Source organism: Sphingomonas morindae (assembly GCF_023822065.1).
In the GTDB taxonomy this organism is placed as follows: Bacteria; Pseudomonadota; Alphaproteobacteria; order Sphingomonadales; family Sphingomonadaceae; genus Solisphingomonas; species Solisphingomonas morindae.
In genome coordinates this window covers 3184915-3199923 of sequence record NZ_CP084930.1, presented here as the reverse complement: position 1 = coordinate 3199923, position 15009 = coordinate 3184915, and the positions used below count along the sequence as shown (strand labels likewise).

Sequence of the window (15009 nt, the reverse complement as noted above, 5' to 3'; positions counted from 1 at the left end):
ACGGCGCCTCACCGGTGGCCGCCACCCGGAAGCAGGCTGCTCAGCACCTGACGCGCCGTATCGCGCAGCAGCGAGCCCTGTTCGGGATCGCCCTTCACCACCGTGGACATGAAGGCGCGCGCCTGATCCAGCGTGATGTGCGGCGGCAGCGGCGGCACCTCGGGATCGCATTTCACCTCCAGCACCACCGGGATCCGCGCCGCCAGCGCTTCGTCCCAGGCGGCGCCGAGCTGGTCGGGATCGTCGCAATACAGGCCCTTGAGGCCGATCATCTCGGCGAAGCGATGATAGGGCATGTCGGGCAGGCGCTGGCTCGCCTCGAACTTGGGATTGCCTTCCATCACCCGCTGCTCCCAGGTGACCTGGTTGAGATCCTGGTTGTTGAGCACGCACACGACGAAACAGGGATTGGCCCAGCGCCGCCAATATTTGGCGACGGTCAGCAGCTCCGCCATATTGTTCATCTGCATCGCGCCATCGCCGACGCTGGCGATCACCGGCCGCGCGGGATGCGCGAACTTCGCGGCGATGGCATAGGGCACCGCCGCGCCCATCGAGGCGAGGCCGCCCGAGAGCGACGCCATCATCCCCCGTCGCATCTTTATATCCCGTGCGAACCAATTGGCGCAGGAGCCTGAATCCGAAGTGATGATAGCTTGATCGGGCAGCCGGTCGCTCAGCTCGGTGAAGATGCGCTGCGGGTTGACCGGATCGGCCTTGGCGGCGGCGCGGGCGCGGACGACCTTATCCCAATCCGCATTCCAGCCGGCGATCTTCACGCGCCACGCGCCGTCCGCCTTCTGCGCCAGCAAGGGGAGCAGCGCGGCCAGGGTGGAGCGGGCATCGCCCTCGAGATTGACCTCCATCGGGTAGCGGATCGCCAGCATGCCGGGATCGAGATCGATCTGCACGCCGCGCGCCTGGCCCTCGGGCGGCAGGAATTCCGAATAGGGAAAGCCCGAGCCGATCATCAGCAGCGTGTCGCACTGCATCATCATGTCGTAGCTGGGGCGGGTGCCGAGCAGGCCGATCGAGCCCGTCACATAGGGCAGATCGTCGGGCAGGACCTGCTTGCCGAGCAGGGCCTTGGCGACGCCGGCGCCGAGCCGGTCGGCGATCGCCTCGACCTCGGCGCCAGCCTCGCGCGCACCCGCGCCGACCAGGATGGCGACCCGCTCCCCCTGGTTGAGCAGCGCGGCCGCGCGCGCGAGATCCGCCTGGTGCGGCACCACCACCGGTGGGCTCCAGCCCGCGCCCGAGAAGATGGCGCCATGTTTGCGCGGCGGCGCCTCCATCGGCAGTTCCTGGAGATCATTGGGGAAGATGAGCGCGGTGACGCGGCGCCGGCCCAGCGCGATCCGCACCGCGCGATCGGTCAGGTGCCGCACCTGCGCGGGCACCGTCGCCATCTGCACGAAATCGCCGGCGACATCCTTGAACAGCGCGGGCAGATCCAGTTCCTGCTGATAATGGCCGCCCAGCGCGGTGCGCGCCTGCTGCCCGGCGATGGCGAGCACGGGCATGTGATCCAGCCGGGCATCGTACAGCCCCGTCAGCAGATGCGCCGCGCCGGGACCGGAGGTGGCGAGGCAGACACCCAGTTCGCCCGTGAACTTGGCATGGGCGGAGGCCATGAAGGCCGCCATTTCCTCATGCCGGACCTGGACGAACTCGAACATGTCGCCGGCGCGGTCCAGCGCGCCGAGCAGACCGTTGATGCCGTCGCCGGGATAGCCGAAGATCCGCCGCACGCCCCATTGATGCAGCCGCTGCCAAAAGAAATCCGCTACCGTCTGCGTCATCGCCCATTCTCCTTGGGCGAGCCAACCGGCGGCGCCGGCCGCCGTTCCGGCGCTGGGGCGGCCCGAGCGCGGCGCAGGACGAGCGGCGCGCGCTCAGCCCTGCGCGGCGATCGCCGCCGCCATGCCCATGGCGGACAGGATCTCGATCCAATAGCCGTCGGGATCGGTGATGAAGGCGATCGTCTTCATCGCGCCATCCTCCAGCCGCTTGGCGAAGGGCACGCCCAGCGCCTCGAAGCGCGCGCAGGCGGCGGCGACGTCCGGCACGCCGATGCCGATATGGCCGAATCCGCGCGGCGCGCTGTTGCCGTTGTGATAGCCGGCGAAATCGGGATCGGTCTCGGTGCCCCAATTATGGGTGAGTTCGAGCGTCGTCTCGCGATCGAAGAGAAAGCGGGCGCGCGCCACCGGATCCTCGGGCACCGTCTCGCCCTCCGCCAGATAGGCGAGGAAGAAGAGCGAGAAGCGCATCGGTTCGAAGTCCAGCCGCTGGAGCAGCGTCATGCCCAGCACCTCGGTGTAGAAGGCGAGCGAGGCCTCGGGATCGCGTACCCGCAGCATCGTCTGGTTGAGCACGAAGCCCTGGGTGCCTTCGGCGCGGGTCATGAGCAGCCCTCCTGTGGTGGAACGCCAGCCCTTCTAGCCGCGCCCGGGCAGGGCCGCCAGGCGCGGCGATGGCGGGCGGCCGTTCCACCGCCCGCCACGCCCGCCTCAGAAGGTGACGCGCACCTCGCCGCCGATGATCCGCGGATCGTTGATCATGCCGGTGAGATTGTTGAAGTCGATCGCGCTGATCGCGCGGATCTGGTTGAGGATGTTGCGCGCGAACGCCGCGACTTCGATGCCGCCGTGGAAGCGATAGCCCAGCTTGGCACCCCCCTCGACCAGGGCGCGCCCACGGAACTCCGACGCCTCGTAGAGGAAGTAGTTGATCTTGCTGCGGTAAGACCAGTCGGTATAGACGAACACCTCATCGCCATTGGGCAGCGGCACGCCATAGCGCGCGGTCGCATTGGCGATGTAGCGCGGTGCCTGGGGCAGGGCGTTGCCGTTGATATAGGCATAGGTGGTGCCGCCGATCACCGTGGTTGGATCGGTCACCGTGCACCCGCCGCCGCACGCCGCGACGAGCAGATTGGGATCGCGGAGCTGGGTGAAGTTCCAGCTGCCGCTGGCGGTGAGGGTGAGATTGGGCACCGGCCGCGCGCCCAGTTCGGCCTCGACGCCATAGCCGATCGCATGATCGGCATTGATGAGCCGCGCCGAGTTGCTCGCGCCGCCGACCGCCGTCACCTGGAAATCCTTGGTGCGGTACCAATAGCCGTCGAGCGCGAAGTTGAAGCGCCGATCCGCCGTCTCGCCCTTGATGCCGCCCTCGGCCGAGAGGGTGGTCTGCTTGCGCGCGATCGAGGGCACGCTGCCGAAGGTCACGCGATCCTGGATCGCCGGGCCGAGATAGCCGGTGGCGACGCGCGCATAGAGGCTGACATGCGGGTTCAGCGTATAGGTGCCGCTCGCGTCCCACGACACGTTGTTGCCCTTGGCGCGGCTGGTGAGCGGCAGCTGGACGAGCACGACCTGCGCGCTGTTGTCGAAACCCTGCGGCTGGTAGACGGTGTCGCGCTTGTCGTCATGCGAATAGCGGACGCCGGCGCGGAGCGTCAGCGCCGGGGTCAGGCGATATTCGGCCGATCCGAACAGGCCGACATTCTCGTTCTTGTTGTTGTGACGGATATCGCCGTTGAGCGTGCCGGCGCCATCGAAGGAGGTTTCGGTATAATCCAGCCACTGACGGAAATAATAGACGCCGCTCTGCAGCCGCAGCCCGTTCAGATCATCGGTGGCGAAGCGCACCTCCTGGCTGAACTCGCGCGGGAAGATCACGTCGCCGGTGTTGGACGGAAAGGCGCCGACATTGATCTGGCCCAGCGTGCAGCCCGGGATGAAGGCGTAGCAGCTGCCGCCGTCGACATCGCCGATGCTCTCCACCTTGGCGCGCTCATAGGCGGTGACGGAATAGAGGGTGCCGAGCCCGGCGAAATGATAATCGAGATGGAGGTTGGTGCCCCATTGCGTCATCGTCTGGTCGGTGATGCCGTCCAGCGACACCGTATCCTTGTCGAAGCCGGAGACGAAGTGGTTGCTGCCCTTCTGGAAGATGCCGGCGCGGAAGACGCGCGGCGTGCCATCCAGCGTGCGGCCATGCAGGTTCCACAGGGCGTGGAAATCGCCGCTGCTATAGCCCAGCTGGAAGCGGCCGGCGAGATCGCGATAGCCTTCCAGCTTGCGCTTGGCGAGGCCGGCGGTGTCGGTGTTGGTCACCCAGTCGTCGCGCCGCTGGAGCAGGCCCGAAAGGCGGAAATCCAGCCCCTCGCCGAGCCCGCCGCCGACCGCGCCCTCGGCATTGACCGTGCCATAGGTGCCGGCGTTGACGCTGGCATAGCCGCCGAACGTATCGCTCGGCTTGGCCGAATCCAGCTTCACCACGCCCGCCGGCGTGTTGCGGCCGAACAGCGTGCCCTGCGGCCCGCGCAGCACCTGGACATTCTGCACGTCGAAGATCGGGAAGGATTTGAGCAGCGGGCTTTCCAGCGCGACATCATCCAGCACCACCGACACGGGCTGGGCGGCGTTGGGATCGAAATCGGTGTTGCCGAGGCCGCGGATATAGAAGCGCGGGAAGGTGCGGCCGAAGGAGCTTTCCACCTGGAGGCTGGGAACGCGCGCGGCGAGGAAGCGGATGTCGAGCCCGCTCGAATTGAGCACGTCGAGCTTCTCGCCGCTGATCGCGCTGACCGCGACCGGCACGTTGCGCGCCAGCTCCTCGCGCCGCGACGCGGTGACGACGATATCGCCCAGGCCAACGCCCTGGCTGTCACGCGCCGCCTGGGGCTGGGTGGCGTCGCTGCCCGCAGGCGCCGCGCCGATCGTCTGTGCCGCGAGCGGCGCCGCGCACAGGGTCGAGAGAAGCGCCGTGCCGGCGACGAGGCCGAGCGTCGTGGCGCGAGAAACACAAAGCCGAATAGCCATGGAGCCCCCTGATTGGGCCTTGTCGGCACCCTCGTCCGCCTGCTTCTGTCTCGAAGCTTTCAACAAAATGTAACGGAAGAGTCCTTTGGGGCACACTATCTTCCGCAGCCAGCCCAAAGATTTGGCGGCTGGTGTGGGGCGCGTGCATCACTCGCGCCATGGCAGGCGCGCTCAGGCGGGCGGCTGATCGTCGCCGCGATATTTGATCTCGAGATAGCGGTTCTGCGTGGCGAGCGCCTTCAGATCCTTGTCGGCGAGCCGCTGGTTCATCCGCGCCAGCTCCTCGCCGATCGTCGCCAGCCCATCGGCGAGCTGGCGGTCGGGCGAGGTGCCGCCGGCGATCGGCGTGCGCCGCAGCGTCGGCGGCACGCGCTGATAGCCACGGATCAGCTCGGGCAGCTCGTCGGCGATCAGCCGCCGCACCTCCAGCGCTTCGGGCTGGCGCGGATCGAGCCCGCTCAGCTGCGGCGCCAGCGCGGCGAGGCCGCTCTCCAGCTGATCGATCTGGCGCTGCGCGGGCGCGGGCAGGGCGAGGCGCTGCCGATCGAGCCAGGCGCCGGTATCGGCGGGCAGGCGCGCGAGATCGGTGGTGGCCAGCTGCTCCGCGCGCGGCGCGACGGTGCGGCCCGTGCCGAGGACCAGCGTCCAGACGAGGATCAGCGCGAGCAGCGTGGCGAACACACCGCCAATCCCGATCGGCACGACGAAACCGATCGCCGCCGCCGCCGCCAGGACCAGCATCGTGCCGATCAGCAGGCGCTTCAGCATGCGCTTGGCGGCGCGCATCCGCCGTTCGCGACGACGCAGCGCCGCCGCCCGCCCTTCGGGCGACAGCCGCCGCAACAGCTCGGCGGCGTGGCTCAGAATATCGTCGCTGCTCGCCATCAGTCGAGCTTGAAGGCTTCGTCGCGCGCGGAAAGCTGGGCCTGGGCGGCGCCTTCCGCCCGGGCGATGTAGCCGCGCGACTTCTCGACCTCGTCAGTCAGGCTGCCCACCGTCTGCTTCATCGTGTCGAGCGCCTGGAGCTTGAACGTGTCGATCGCGTCCATGGTCTGGTAGATGTTCTGGAAGGCGCGCTTGAGCGTATCGATTGGAATGGTGCTCGCGGCGGCCTGCTGGTGGATCTGCGCGGTCTGCGATTTGAGCAGCGCGCCGGTGGAATCGATGATGTTGGCGGTGGTGGTGTTGAGCGCGGTGATCTGCTCCAGAACGAGCTTCTGGCTGGTCAGCGCCTGCGCCACCGTCACTGCCGTGCGCAGCGCCGCCACCGTGGTGGTGGAGGCGCGGTCCACGCCCTTGATCAGCTCGACATTGTTCTTCTTGACCAGATCGAGCGCGAGATAGCCCTGCACCGTCACCGCCATCTGGGTGAGCAGATCCTGGCTGCGCTGCCGCACATAGAAGAGCGCGCTCTCGCGGATCGCCTTGGCCTTGGCTGGATCGCTGCCGTCAAGCTCGGACGCCTTGTCCTCAAGCCGCGCGTCCAGCGTCTTGGCGATGTGGATCATCTGCTCCAGCCGGCCCATCGCCTGCCAGAGCGACTGACGCTCCACATCGATCGCGGCATTGTCCTTGAGCAGCTCGTCCTTGCCGCTCGCCAGCCGGGCGAGGATGGTGGCGATGTGGCTCTGCGCGGATTTATAGCCGTCGAAATAGTCCCGCATCTTCGATCCGAAGGGGATCATGCCGAACAATTTCTTGGGGGCGAGAAGATTGCCCTGCCGGCCGGGATCGAGATCCTCGATCGTGCGGCGCAGCGCGGCGAGATCGGCGCCGACGCTGCTGTCCTTGTCCATCGCCTTGACGGGGCGATCGAGGAAGCGGTTGGAATGGCCGGCGGCTTCCTGGATCTCGCGGCGGCCCATATTGGTGATCTGATCGACCTTGCGGCCAAATTCGGGCGACTGGGAATCGGCCGCCACCAGCTCCGCGATGAAGCCATCCACCCGCTGGTCGAGCTTGCTCCGCTGGCCCTCGCTAAGCGGCACCAGCCCGGCCGCGCGCTCGGGCGGGAGCACCGGCACGGGCGCGGGCGGGGTCAGCTCGATCGGCGCGTCCAGCGTGGTCGGTTCGGTGGCCATGGCGGTCCTTCTTGCCGTGTCCCGGCATAGATAGGCCGCACCGGGTGTTCTATTCAAGCGACACGGCGCCGCGCCGCGCCGATCACCCCGCGCGCAACCCCGCCTGGCCCGCCGCCACCTGCCAGCGCGCGGCGGTGCGCACCGGCGCGCCCGCGGTGGAAACCGCGGCGACGGTGCGGAAATCGCCGGTCCAGGCGTCCGGCGTCACCTCCGTCAGCAGATAGCCGCGCCGGTCGTTGGTCCATTTGACGAAGCTGTTGTGGCGCATGATCTCGTCATTGCCCGGGCGGGTGTCGTACCCGTCGCCGCCCGAGCTGATCGAGGTGGCGACGAACTCGCTGGCGACGATGCGGCCATCGTCGCGCACCAGATCATTCGCCCAATTCTGGTGCTCGTCCCCCGTCACCACCACGATATTGCCGGGGCGATGCGCCGCGAACCGATCGAACAGGCGCCGCTGCGCGAGCGGATAGCCCGCCCAGCTGTCCATGTTGAAGGTCGGCTGCGGCCCGTCATGCTCGGGGGTGCGGCGATCGGGCGCGGCGACCATCACCTGCTGCGCGATCAGCTGCCAGCGCTGGCGGCTGGTGGCGAGGCCCTGATCGAGCCAGGCTTCCTGCGGCCGCCCCAGGACATCGCCCGTCATCGGCGTGCACAGCGGCTTGAAGCCGTCACCGCAGGGCTGGTCCGAGCGGTAGAGCCGCGTATTGAGCAGATGGCCGCGCAGCAGCGTGCCGTAATCGAAACGGCGGCGGAACTCGACCAGCCCGGTCGCGTCCGGCATGGCGCTGCGGCGCACCGGCATATGTTCGTACCAGGCCTGGAGCGCGGCGGCGCGGCGCAGGCGGAACAGGGCCGCGGGCGTATCGTCCTTGTCGGTATCGCCGGTCCAGTTATTCTGCACCTCGTGATCGTCATAGCTGACGAACCAGGGATGGGCGGCGCGCGCCGCCTGCATGTCGCTGTCGAGCGTGGTCTGGGCGTAGCGCAGCCGGTAATCGTCGAGGCTATAGGGTTCGCGGCCGAGATAGCGGCGCACCGGATCGATCGGCTGATGCAGGCCGTTGAGCGCCACCCCGGCGGAATATTCGTAGATATAGTCGCCATAGTGGAACACGAAATCGAGATCGTTCTCCTCGGCGAGGTGGCGATAGGCGGTGTAGTAGCCCGATTCGAAGTGCTGGCAGCCGGCGGCGGCGAAGCGCACCCGGTCCACGGTCGTGCCGGGCGCGGGCAGGGTGGCGGCGCGGCCCGCGAGGCTCAGTTCGCCGCCGCAGCGGAAGCGGTACCAATAGGGACGGCCGGGCTTGAGCCCGCTGACCTCGGCATGGACCGAATGGCCGAGTTCGGGCCAGGCGGTCTCCTGCCCCTTGGCGACGATGGTGCGGAAGCCGTCATCCTCCGCCACCTCCCAATTGACGGGCACGGGCGCCATCGGCATGCCGCCGTGCGGCGCCAGCGGATCGGGCGCCAGCCGCGTCCAGAGCACAAAGCCATCGGGCAGGGCATCGCCCGCGCTGACGCCGAGCGTGAAGGGAAAGTCCGCGAAGCCGAGCTCGGCGGCGCGGGCGAGGCCGGGCAGGAAGACGGGCGCGGCGACGAGGCCGCCGAGCAGGGCGCGACGCGAGGGACGGTAGATCATGATCCCGTCGCGTAGCGGGGGGAGATGTCGGGAATGTTGCAGCAAGGCGCGCGCATGGCACAGGGGGATGCGGAATGAGCTTCGATCGCTGGTGGCCCTTTCTGCTGACGGTGCTGGTGGTGAGCGGCACCCCCGGGCCGAACATGCTGCACGTGATGGCGCGCGCCGCCCGCTTCGGCGTGGTGCGCAGCCTGTGGAGCATGGCGGGCTGCCTGACCGCGGTGCTCACGGCGCTCGCGCTCTCGGCGCTCGGTGTCGGCGCGCTGCTCGCCGCCATGCCGCGCCTGTTCGATGCGCTGCGCTACGCCGGCGCGGCCTATCTCGTCTATCTGGGCGTGAAATCCTGGTGGGCGGCGGGGCGGGGGGCGATGCCGGACGAGGCCGCCGCCACCGTGCCGCCGCGCCTTTCCGGCCCGCGCCTGTTCCGCGACGGGCTGTTCGTCGGCCTGTCCAACCCCAAGCTGATCCTGTTCGCGGGCGCGCTCTTCCCGCAATTCATCCGCCGCGACGCGCCCTGGGCGCCGCAGTTCGGCCTGTTGGTGGCCACCTTCGTCACCGTCGAATGCGGCTGGTATCTCGCTTATGCCCTGGGCGGCCGGCGGCTGGCGGGCTGGCTGAAGGCGCCCGGACGGCAGCGCGGCTTCGATCGCGCCACCGGCGCGCTGTTCATCGCCTTCGGCACGGCGCTGATCGCCGCCCGAGCCTGAGCTTGTTGCGCGCGCGGCTTTCGGCTATGGCGCCGCGCGATACACCCCGACAGGATTAGACCCTCATGAGCCTCCGCAACGTGGCGATCATCGCCCACGTCGATCACGGCAAGACGACTCTCGTCGATCAGCTTTTCCGCCAGTCCGGCACCTTCCGCGACAATCAGCGCGTCGAGGAACGCGCGATGGACTCGAACGATCTCGAGAAGGAGCGCGGCATCACCATTCTCGCCAAGTGCACGAGCGTGGAATGGGAGGGAACGCGGATCAACATCGTCGACACCCCGGGCCACGCCGATTTCGGCGGCGAGGTGGAGCGGATCCTGTCGATGGTGGATGGCGTCATCCTGCTCGTCGATTCGTCCGAAGGCGCGATGCCGCAGACCAAATTCGTCACCGGCAAGGCGCTGGCGCTCGGGCTGAAGCCGATCGTGGTGGTCAACAAGATCGATCGCCAGGACGCGCGCGTGCAGGAAGTGCTCGACGAGGTGTTCGATCTCTTCGTCAGCCTCGACGCCACCGACGAGCAGCTCGATTTCCCGGTGCTCTACGCCTCGGGCCGCAACGGCTATGCCTCGAACGACGCCGAGGCGCGCGAAGGCACGCTGCGTCCGCTGTTCGAGACGATCGTGCGCCACGTTCCGGCGCCGACGGTCGATCTCGACGCGCCGTTCAGCTTCCTCGTGACGCTGCTCGATCGCGACAATTTCCTCGGCCGCATCCTCACCGGCCGGGTCAATAGCGGCGTGGTCAAGGTCAACCAGCCGATCCACGCTCTGGACGGCGAGGGCAATGTCATCGAGGCGGGGCGCGCCTCCAAGCTGATGACCTTCCGCGGCCTCGAGCGCGTGCCGGTGGACGAGGCGCAGGCGGGCGACATCATCAGCCTGGCCGGCCTCACCGTGGCGACCGTGGCCAACACCATCGCCGATCCGAGCGTGAATGTGCCGATCACGGCGCAGCCGATCGATCCGCCCACCCTGTCGATGCGCTTCCTCGTCAATGACAGCCCCTTCGCCGGCCGCGAGGGCAGCAAGGTGACGAGCCGCATGATCCGCGATCGGCTGTTCCGCGAGGCCGAGAGCAATGTCGCGATCCGCGTCACCGAGAGCGCGGACAAGGACTCGTTCGAGGTCGCCGGGCGTGGCGAGCTTCAGCTCGGCGTTCTGATCGAGACGATGCGCCGCGAGGGGTTCGAGCTGGGCATCAGCCGCCCGCGCGTGCTGTTCCGCGAGGAGAATGGCGCACGCACCGAGCCCTATGAGACGGTCGTGATCGACGTGGACGACGAGTTTTCGGGCACCGTCGTCGAGAAGATGTCGATCCGCAAGGCCGAGCTGACGGATATGCGTCCGTCGGGCGGCGGCAAGACGCGCATCACCTTCTCCGCGCCGTCGCGCGGGCTGATCGGCTATCATGGCGAGTTCCTGTCGGACACGCGCGGAACCGGCATCATGAACCGGCTCTTCGAGAAATACGGCCCCTATAAGGGCGCGATCGAGGGCCGCAAAAACGGCGCGCTGATCTCCAACGGCACCGGCGAGGCGGTCGCCTATGCGCTCAACTCGCTCGAGGAGCGCGGCGTGCTGATGGTGTCGCCGGGCGATCCCATCTATGAGGGCATGATCATCGGCGAGAATGCCAAGGATGACGATCTCGAGGTGAACCCGCTCAAGGCGAAGCAGCTCACCAACTTCCGCGCCTCGGGCGGCAAGGACGACGCGATCCGGCTGACGCCGCCGCGCAAGCCCACGCTCGAGCAGGCGATCGCCTATATCGACGAGGATGAGCTGGTGGAGGTGACGCCCAAGTCGATCCGCCTGCGCAAGCGCCATCTCGACCCGCACGAGCGCAAGCGCGCCAAGCGCGCCGCTGCCTGAGCCGGCGCCGCCCGCGCCCTTGCAGAAAGCCCCCGGACGGTCCGCCGTCCGGGGGCTTTTTCTTACCAGCGGAAGCCGATCGTGCCCTGCACGGTGCGGCGATTGCCGTACCAGCACCAGCCATAATCGAGATAGCAGGTGGTGAGATACTTCTTGTCGAACAGGTTGGTGGCGTTGAGCGCGAGGCTCAGCCCATCGAGCCGGGGCGAGAGCTTGCCGAGATCGTAGCGGGCGAGCGCGTCGAACAGCGTCACCCCGGGCGTGTTGCGGGTGATGCCGTCGAAATAGGTGCCGGCATAGACCTGATCGACATGCCGCACCGCGCCGCCGATCGCCAGGCCGGCGGCGGGGCCGGTCTTGGGCGCCCATTCCAGGTTGGCGCTCGTCCCGCCGCGCCCCACGCCGAGGATGCGGCTGCCATCGCTGTTGCGCACCGACTGGCGGCTGAAGGCGAGCCGCGCCTCGAAGCCATAAGGCAGCGGCGCGGTCGCCTCCACCTCCACCCCCTTGGACCGCACGCGCGCGTTCTGGATCGAATAATTGGTGTTGGGCACCGCAGTGAGCAAGTTGGTCTGGTGGATGCGGAACCAGGCGGCGGTGAGCAGGATCTGCGTCCCCGGCACGAGATATTTCGCCCCCGCCTCCAGCTGTTTGCCCGCGCTCGGCTTGGCGTTGCCGAGGCTGCCGTCGCTGGTGCGCACCTGTCCGCTCTGCGGCTGGAAGGAGGTGGCGTAGGAGATATAGGGCGCGAGGCCGAAGCCGGTCTTGTAGAGCAGGCCCGCGCGATAGGTGAATTTGTCCGAATGCTCCGCCGGCGCGCCCGCCGGCGCCACGCGCGCCCAATCCTGGCGGCCGCTCAGTGTCAGCCGCAGCCCCCCCGCCGCCATTTCGTCCTGCGCGTAGAGGCCCTGCTGGCGGACATGATAGCCGAGATAGCCGGGTTCCCCGCCCGGCACCGTCTGCGGCGTGCGCGGCACCGTCATGCTGCCATAGACGGGTGCGAAGCCGTCGATCGGGGTGGCCGTGCCGAAGGCGTAGGTCTCGGTCGAATGGAGCACCTGGCGATCGACGCCGAAGAGAAGCGCGTGCGTCACCGGGCCGGTCGTCACGCTGCCCGCGAGCTGATTGTCGAACGTCCAGGCGTTGAGCCGCTCGCGCGTGGCATAGGAGGCGCGGTTGAAGACGCGCTGGCTCGGATCGTCGGCGAGGCTGCCGCTGGTATAGACGATGCCGAGCCGCGACCCGACATATTGGTAGCGACCGGCCGAGCGGAAATGCCAGCCTCCACCGAAATCATGCGCCAGGATGAAGGTGCCGGCGGCCTGCTCGCGGCTGAAGAAATTCCCCGGCTCGCCGTCGTCGAAGCGCGTCGGCAGCCGGCCATTGGGGTTGGCGATGAAGGTGCCCGAGGCGGGGAAGACGCCATAGGTGCCGTTGCGCGGATCGTGCGAATAGGTGGCCAGCAGGGTCAGCGTGGTGCGGCTGGTCTGGCCGAGCGTGACGGCGCCCGACACGGTCTGCCGCGCGCGCCGGCCATGGCTTTGCTGGGTGTGCGCGCCATTGGCGCTGCCATAGAGGCGCCACAGCACCGAAGGCGCCGCCTGTCCGCCCATGTCGGCGTCGATCCGGTAGAGATCATAGGTGCCATAGGTAGCGCCCACCGCGCCGTAGAAGCCGCGATCGAGCGGCAGCTTGCTCGATAGCGCGACAAGGCCGCCCGGCCCGGTCTGGCCGTACAGGGCGGAGGCGGGGCCCTTCACCACCTCGACCCGATCCAGCCGCGACACGTCCACCTGCGCGGCGGCATAGCCCGAGGGGCTGTCGAAGCTGCGCAGCCCGTCCAGATATTGCAGGGCATCGAACCCGCGCAGTTTGAACTGGTCATAGACCTCGGCGCTGGCGCCGCGCTGCTCGGGCGTGACGCCGGCGACGAAGCGCAGCGCCTGGTTGAGGTTCTGGAGCCCGAGCCCGACGATCGTGCCCGCATCGATGACGCTGATCGATTGCGGCACCTCGGCGATCGGCATCGCGCTCTTGGTGCCCGCCGAAGTCTGGGTGGCATCCTGCTGGCCCGTGACGACGATGACCCCGCCATCCTCGGGTGCCGCCCCTTCCGCGAGCGCGGGCGCGCCGATCAAGAGCCCGCCCAGCGCCATCGCGCCCCTCAGAACCTGCATGGTCATCTAACCCCTTCGTTTTGCTTGCGAGGGGCGGTAGCGCTAATGCGGGTAGCTCGCAATAGCGAAGCGAATGCGTCGCATCATCGCTGTGGCCGGCGATGTCTCCGCGCGGCGTGGTAGGCGACGCGGGCGAAGAGCAGATCGAGATCGTCGCGCTGCACGTCCAAGGTCTCGCCCAGGTCGGCGAGCGCGCGGTCGAGATCCTCGGGATGCGGCGCGCCGGCGGCGGGATGCGGGGCGCGATGCGGATAGCTATGCCCCGTGGCGCGGTTGAGCAGCATGCCCGCAAGCACCAGCAGCGCGGCGTTGAGCCCCACCGGCAGCAGCGCGAAGCCAAAGCCGGCGGCATGGACGGCGGGGCCGCCGATCACCGCCGTCAGCGCCGCCGCGCCGCCCGGCGGATGCAGGCAGCGCGCCAGGCTCATGGCGAGGATGGCGCCGCCCACCGCCACGGCCGCCGCCGGCACCGGCGCGGCGATCGCCTTGGCCGCCGCGACGCCGACCAGCGCCGAGAGCATGTTGCCGCCGATCACCGGCCAGGGCTGGGCGAGCGGGCTGGCGGGCACGGCGAAGACCAGCACCGCCGAGGCGCCGATCGGCGCCACCAGCCAGAGCGGCGCCGCCGCGCCCAGCGCGGCGCGGCTGATCGCGGCGGTGATCAATATCCCCAGCAGCGCCGCGCCGGCGGTGAGGATCTGGGTGCGGAGCGGGGTATGCGGCGGGGAGGAGAGGGGCAGGACCATGAACCGGATCGCGATGGGGAGAGGCGGCGTCTCTTGCCCCGGCGTCGCGTGCAACCCAAGATGCTTTAAGGCAGGGCTCCGGAAAGCCTGGCTTTAGCGATGCACCGCGAGGGTCATCCGGGCCATGGCGATGGGCGTTTCCGCCGCGTCCTGCCAGGCCCGGGCGGAGAGGATGGCGATCCGCGCGCCGAGCCGGGTGATGCTGGCATCGGCATGCACCGGCAGCGCGCGGCCCCCGCGCAGAAAATCGAAGGTGACGGTGATCGGCTTGACGATCGCCCCGGGCGCCTCCGCCGCGAGCCGGTCGCGCAGCGTACCGATCGCCGCGATCTCCAGCAGCCCCGCGAGCGCGCCGCCATGGAAGAAGCCGGGCCGGCCCTGCACCGTATCGCCATAGGGCAGGCGGAAGCCGAGCCCGCCATCCGGCGCGCGTTCCAGCGTCACGCCCAACCAGCGGGCATAGGGGGGCAGATCGGGGATCATGGCACGTCGGTGGACATGAAGGTGCCCGCCACCAGCGCGATGGGATCCGCCTCGTCGCCATCATGCGCGGTGCCGCGGACAAAGGCGATGCGCCGGGTGAGGCGGGTGCATTCGCCGCGGCCGATGACGGTGCGGCCCGGGCGCGCCGCGCGCAGATAGTCGATTCGGAAATCCAGCGTCGCCTGGGGCACGAAGCCGCCGCGCCGGATCCAGGTGGCGCAGCTCGTCGCCATGTCCATCAGCGCCAGGATCGGCCCGGAGGCGAGCACCGCGCGCTCCGGCTCGCCGATCAGCTCGGCGCGATAGTCGAGCGCCAGCGTCGCCCAATCCGCGCCGTGCGCCACGGGTCGAAGGCCGAGCGCGGCATTATGGCCGAAGCCGGCCACCCGCTCGATCAACGCCGCCAGCCGTTCCGCATCGGTCATGTGGTTGACCTTAGCGTCAGCCGGCGGCGTCGGCAA

At 68.8% G+C, this 15009-nt stretch carries 12 protein-coding genes; 2 read left to right on the top strand and 10 right to left on the bottom strand.

Annotation, left to right across the window (positions count from 1 at the left end; genetic code table 11):
- Positions 1 to 8: 8 nt before the first annotated feature.
- The 6 genes from LHA26_RS15555 to LHA26_RS15530 form a co-directional block, all read right to left on the bottom strand.
- Positions 9 to 1802 (bottom strand): thiamine pyrophosphate-requiring protein, encoded by a 1794-nt coding sequence (locus LHA26_RS15555; RefSeq protein ID WP_252166484.1) that lies wholly within the window; start codon positions 1800 to 1802, stop codon positions 9 to 11.
- Positions 1803 to 1895: 93 nt separating this feature from the next.
- Complete coding sequence (gene gloA, locus LHA26_RS15550; protein WP_252166483.1) at positions 1896 to 2408, bottom strand: lactoylglutathione lyase; 513 nt, start codon at positions 2406 to 2408, stop codon at positions 1896 to 1898.
- Between the two features lie 105 nt (positions 2409 to 2513).
- A complete protein-coding gene (locus tag LHA26_RS15545; RefSeq protein WP_252166482.1) occupies positions 2514 to 4832 on the bottom strand; it encodes a TonB-dependent receptor in 2319 nt (772 codons plus the stop codon).
- 171 nt (positions 4833 to 5003) lie between these two features.
- Positions 5004 to 5717 (bottom strand): hypothetical protein, encoded by a 714-nt coding sequence (locus tag LHA26_RS15540; RefSeq protein WP_252166481.1) that lies wholly within the window; start codon positions 5715 to 5717, stop codon positions 5004 to 5006.
- Positions 5717 to 6913, bottom strand: coding sequence for a toxic anion resistance protein (locus LHA26_RS15535; RefSeq protein WP_252166480.1), 1197 nt, complete (start codon positions 6911 to 6913; stop codon positions 5717 to 5719). The genes LHA26_RS15540 and LHA26_RS15535 overlap by 1 nt, the downstream gene beginning before the upstream one ends.
- An 82-nt stretch (positions 6914 to 6995) precedes the next feature.
- Positions 6996 to 8555: an alkaline phosphatase D family protein gene (locus tag LHA26_RS15530; protein ID WP_252166479.1), complete on the bottom strand. Its 1560-nt coding sequence runs from the start codon at positions 8553 to 8555 to the stop codon at positions 6996 to 6998.
- Positions 8556 to 8629: 74 nt separating this feature from the next.
- On the opposite strand from LHA26_RS15530, the gene LHA26_RS15525 reads away from it, so the two are divergent.
- Positions 8630 to 9262, top strand: coding sequence for a LysE family translocator (locus tag LHA26_RS15525; protein ID WP_252166478.1), 633 nt, complete (start codon positions 8630 to 8632; stop codon positions 9260 to 9262).
- A gap of 65 nt (positions 9263 to 9327) precedes the next feature.
- On the top strand, positions 9328 to 11142 hold the full coding sequence (typA, locus tag LHA26_RS15520) for a translational GTPase TypA (protein WP_252166477.1): 1815 nt from the start codon (positions 9328 to 9330) through the stop codon (positions 11140 to 11142).
- A 62-nt stretch (positions 11143 to 11204) separates the two neighbouring features.
- On the opposite strand, the gene LHA26_RS15515 is transcribed toward typA, so the two are convergent.
- From LHA26_RS15515 to LHA26_RS15500, 4 genes are all read right to left on the bottom strand, one after another.
- On the bottom strand, positions 11205 to 13325 hold the full coding sequence (locus tag LHA26_RS15515) for a TonB-dependent siderophore receptor (RefSeq protein WP_252166476.1): 2121 nt from the start codon (positions 13323 to 13325) through the stop codon (positions 11205 to 11207).
- A gap of 77 nt (positions 13326 to 13402) precedes the next feature.
- Entirely contained in the window at positions 13403 to 14065 is a 663-nt protein-coding gene (locus tag LHA26_RS15510) for an HPP family protein (protein WP_252166475.1), read from the bottom strand.
- Positions 14066 to 14158: 93 nt separating this feature from the next.
- On the bottom strand, positions 14159 to 14548 hold the full coding sequence (locus LHA26_RS15505; RefSeq protein ID WP_252166474.1) for a PaaI family thioesterase: 390 nt from the start codon (positions 14546 to 14548) through the stop codon (positions 14159 to 14161).
- Positions 14545 to 14973 carry a PaaI family thioesterase gene (locus LHA26_RS15500; protein WP_252166473.1) on the bottom strand — a complete coding sequence of 143 codons (429 nt, stop codon included), beginning with the start codon at positions 14971 to 14973 and terminating at the stop codon, positions 14545 to 14547. Before LHA26_RS15500 ends, LHA26_RS15505 begins: the two co-directional genes overlap by 4 nt.
- Between the last annotated feature and the right edge of the window lie 36 nt (positions 14974 to 15009).

What these genes read in the sequence shown, in the direction of transcription:
- LHA26_RS15555 (WP_252166484.1), bottom strand. Translation starts at nt 1,802, where the DNA reads ATGACGCAGACGGTAGCGGATTTCTTTTGGCAGCGGCTGCATCAATGG.
- gloA (WP_252166483.1), bottom strand. Translation starts at nt 2,408, where the DNA reads ATGACCCGCGCCGAAGGCACCCAGGGCTTCGTGCTCAACCAGACGATG.
- LHA26_RS15545 (WP_252166482.1), bottom strand. Translation starts at nt 4,832, where the DNA reads ATGGCTATTCGGCTTTGTGTTTCTCGCGCCACGACGCTCGGCCTCGTC.
- LHA26_RS15540 (WP_252166481.1), bottom strand. Translation starts at nt 5,717, where the DNA reads ATGGCGAGCAGCGACGATATTCTGAGCCACGCCGCCGAGCTGTTGCGG.
- LHA26_RS15535 (WP_252166480.1), bottom strand. Translation starts at nt 6,913, where the DNA reads ATGGCCACCGAACCGACCACGCTGGACGCGCCGATCGAGCTGACCCCG.
- LHA26_RS15530 (WP_252166479.1), bottom strand. Translation starts at nt 8,555, where the DNA reads ATGATCTACCGTCCCTCGCGTCGCGCCCTGCTCGGCGGCCTCGTCGCC.
- LHA26_RS15525 (WP_252166478.1), top strand. Translation starts at nt 8,630, where the DNA reads ATGAGCTTCGATCGCTGGTGGCCCTTTCTGCTGACGGTGCTGGTGGTG.
- typA (WP_252166477.1), top strand. Translation starts at nt 9,328, where the DNA reads ATGAGCCTCCGCAACGTGGCGATCATCGCCCACGTCGATCACGGCAAG.
- LHA26_RS15515 (WP_252166476.1), bottom strand. Translation starts at nt 13,325, where the DNA reads ATGACCATGCAGGTTCTGAGGGGCGCGATGGCGCTGGGCGGGCTCTTG.
- LHA26_RS15510 (WP_252166475.1), bottom strand. Translation starts at nt 14,065, where the DNA reads ATGGTCCTGCCCCTCTCCTCCCCGCCGCATACCCCGCTCCGCACCCAG.
- LHA26_RS15505 (WP_252166474.1), bottom strand. Translation starts at nt 14,548, where the DNA reads ATGATCCCCGATCTGCCCCCCTATGCCCGCTGGTTGGGCGTGACGCTG.
- LHA26_RS15500 (WP_252166473.1), bottom strand. Translation starts at nt 14,973, where the DNA reads ATGACCGATGCGGAACGGCTGGCGGCGTTGATCGAGCGGGTGGCCGGC.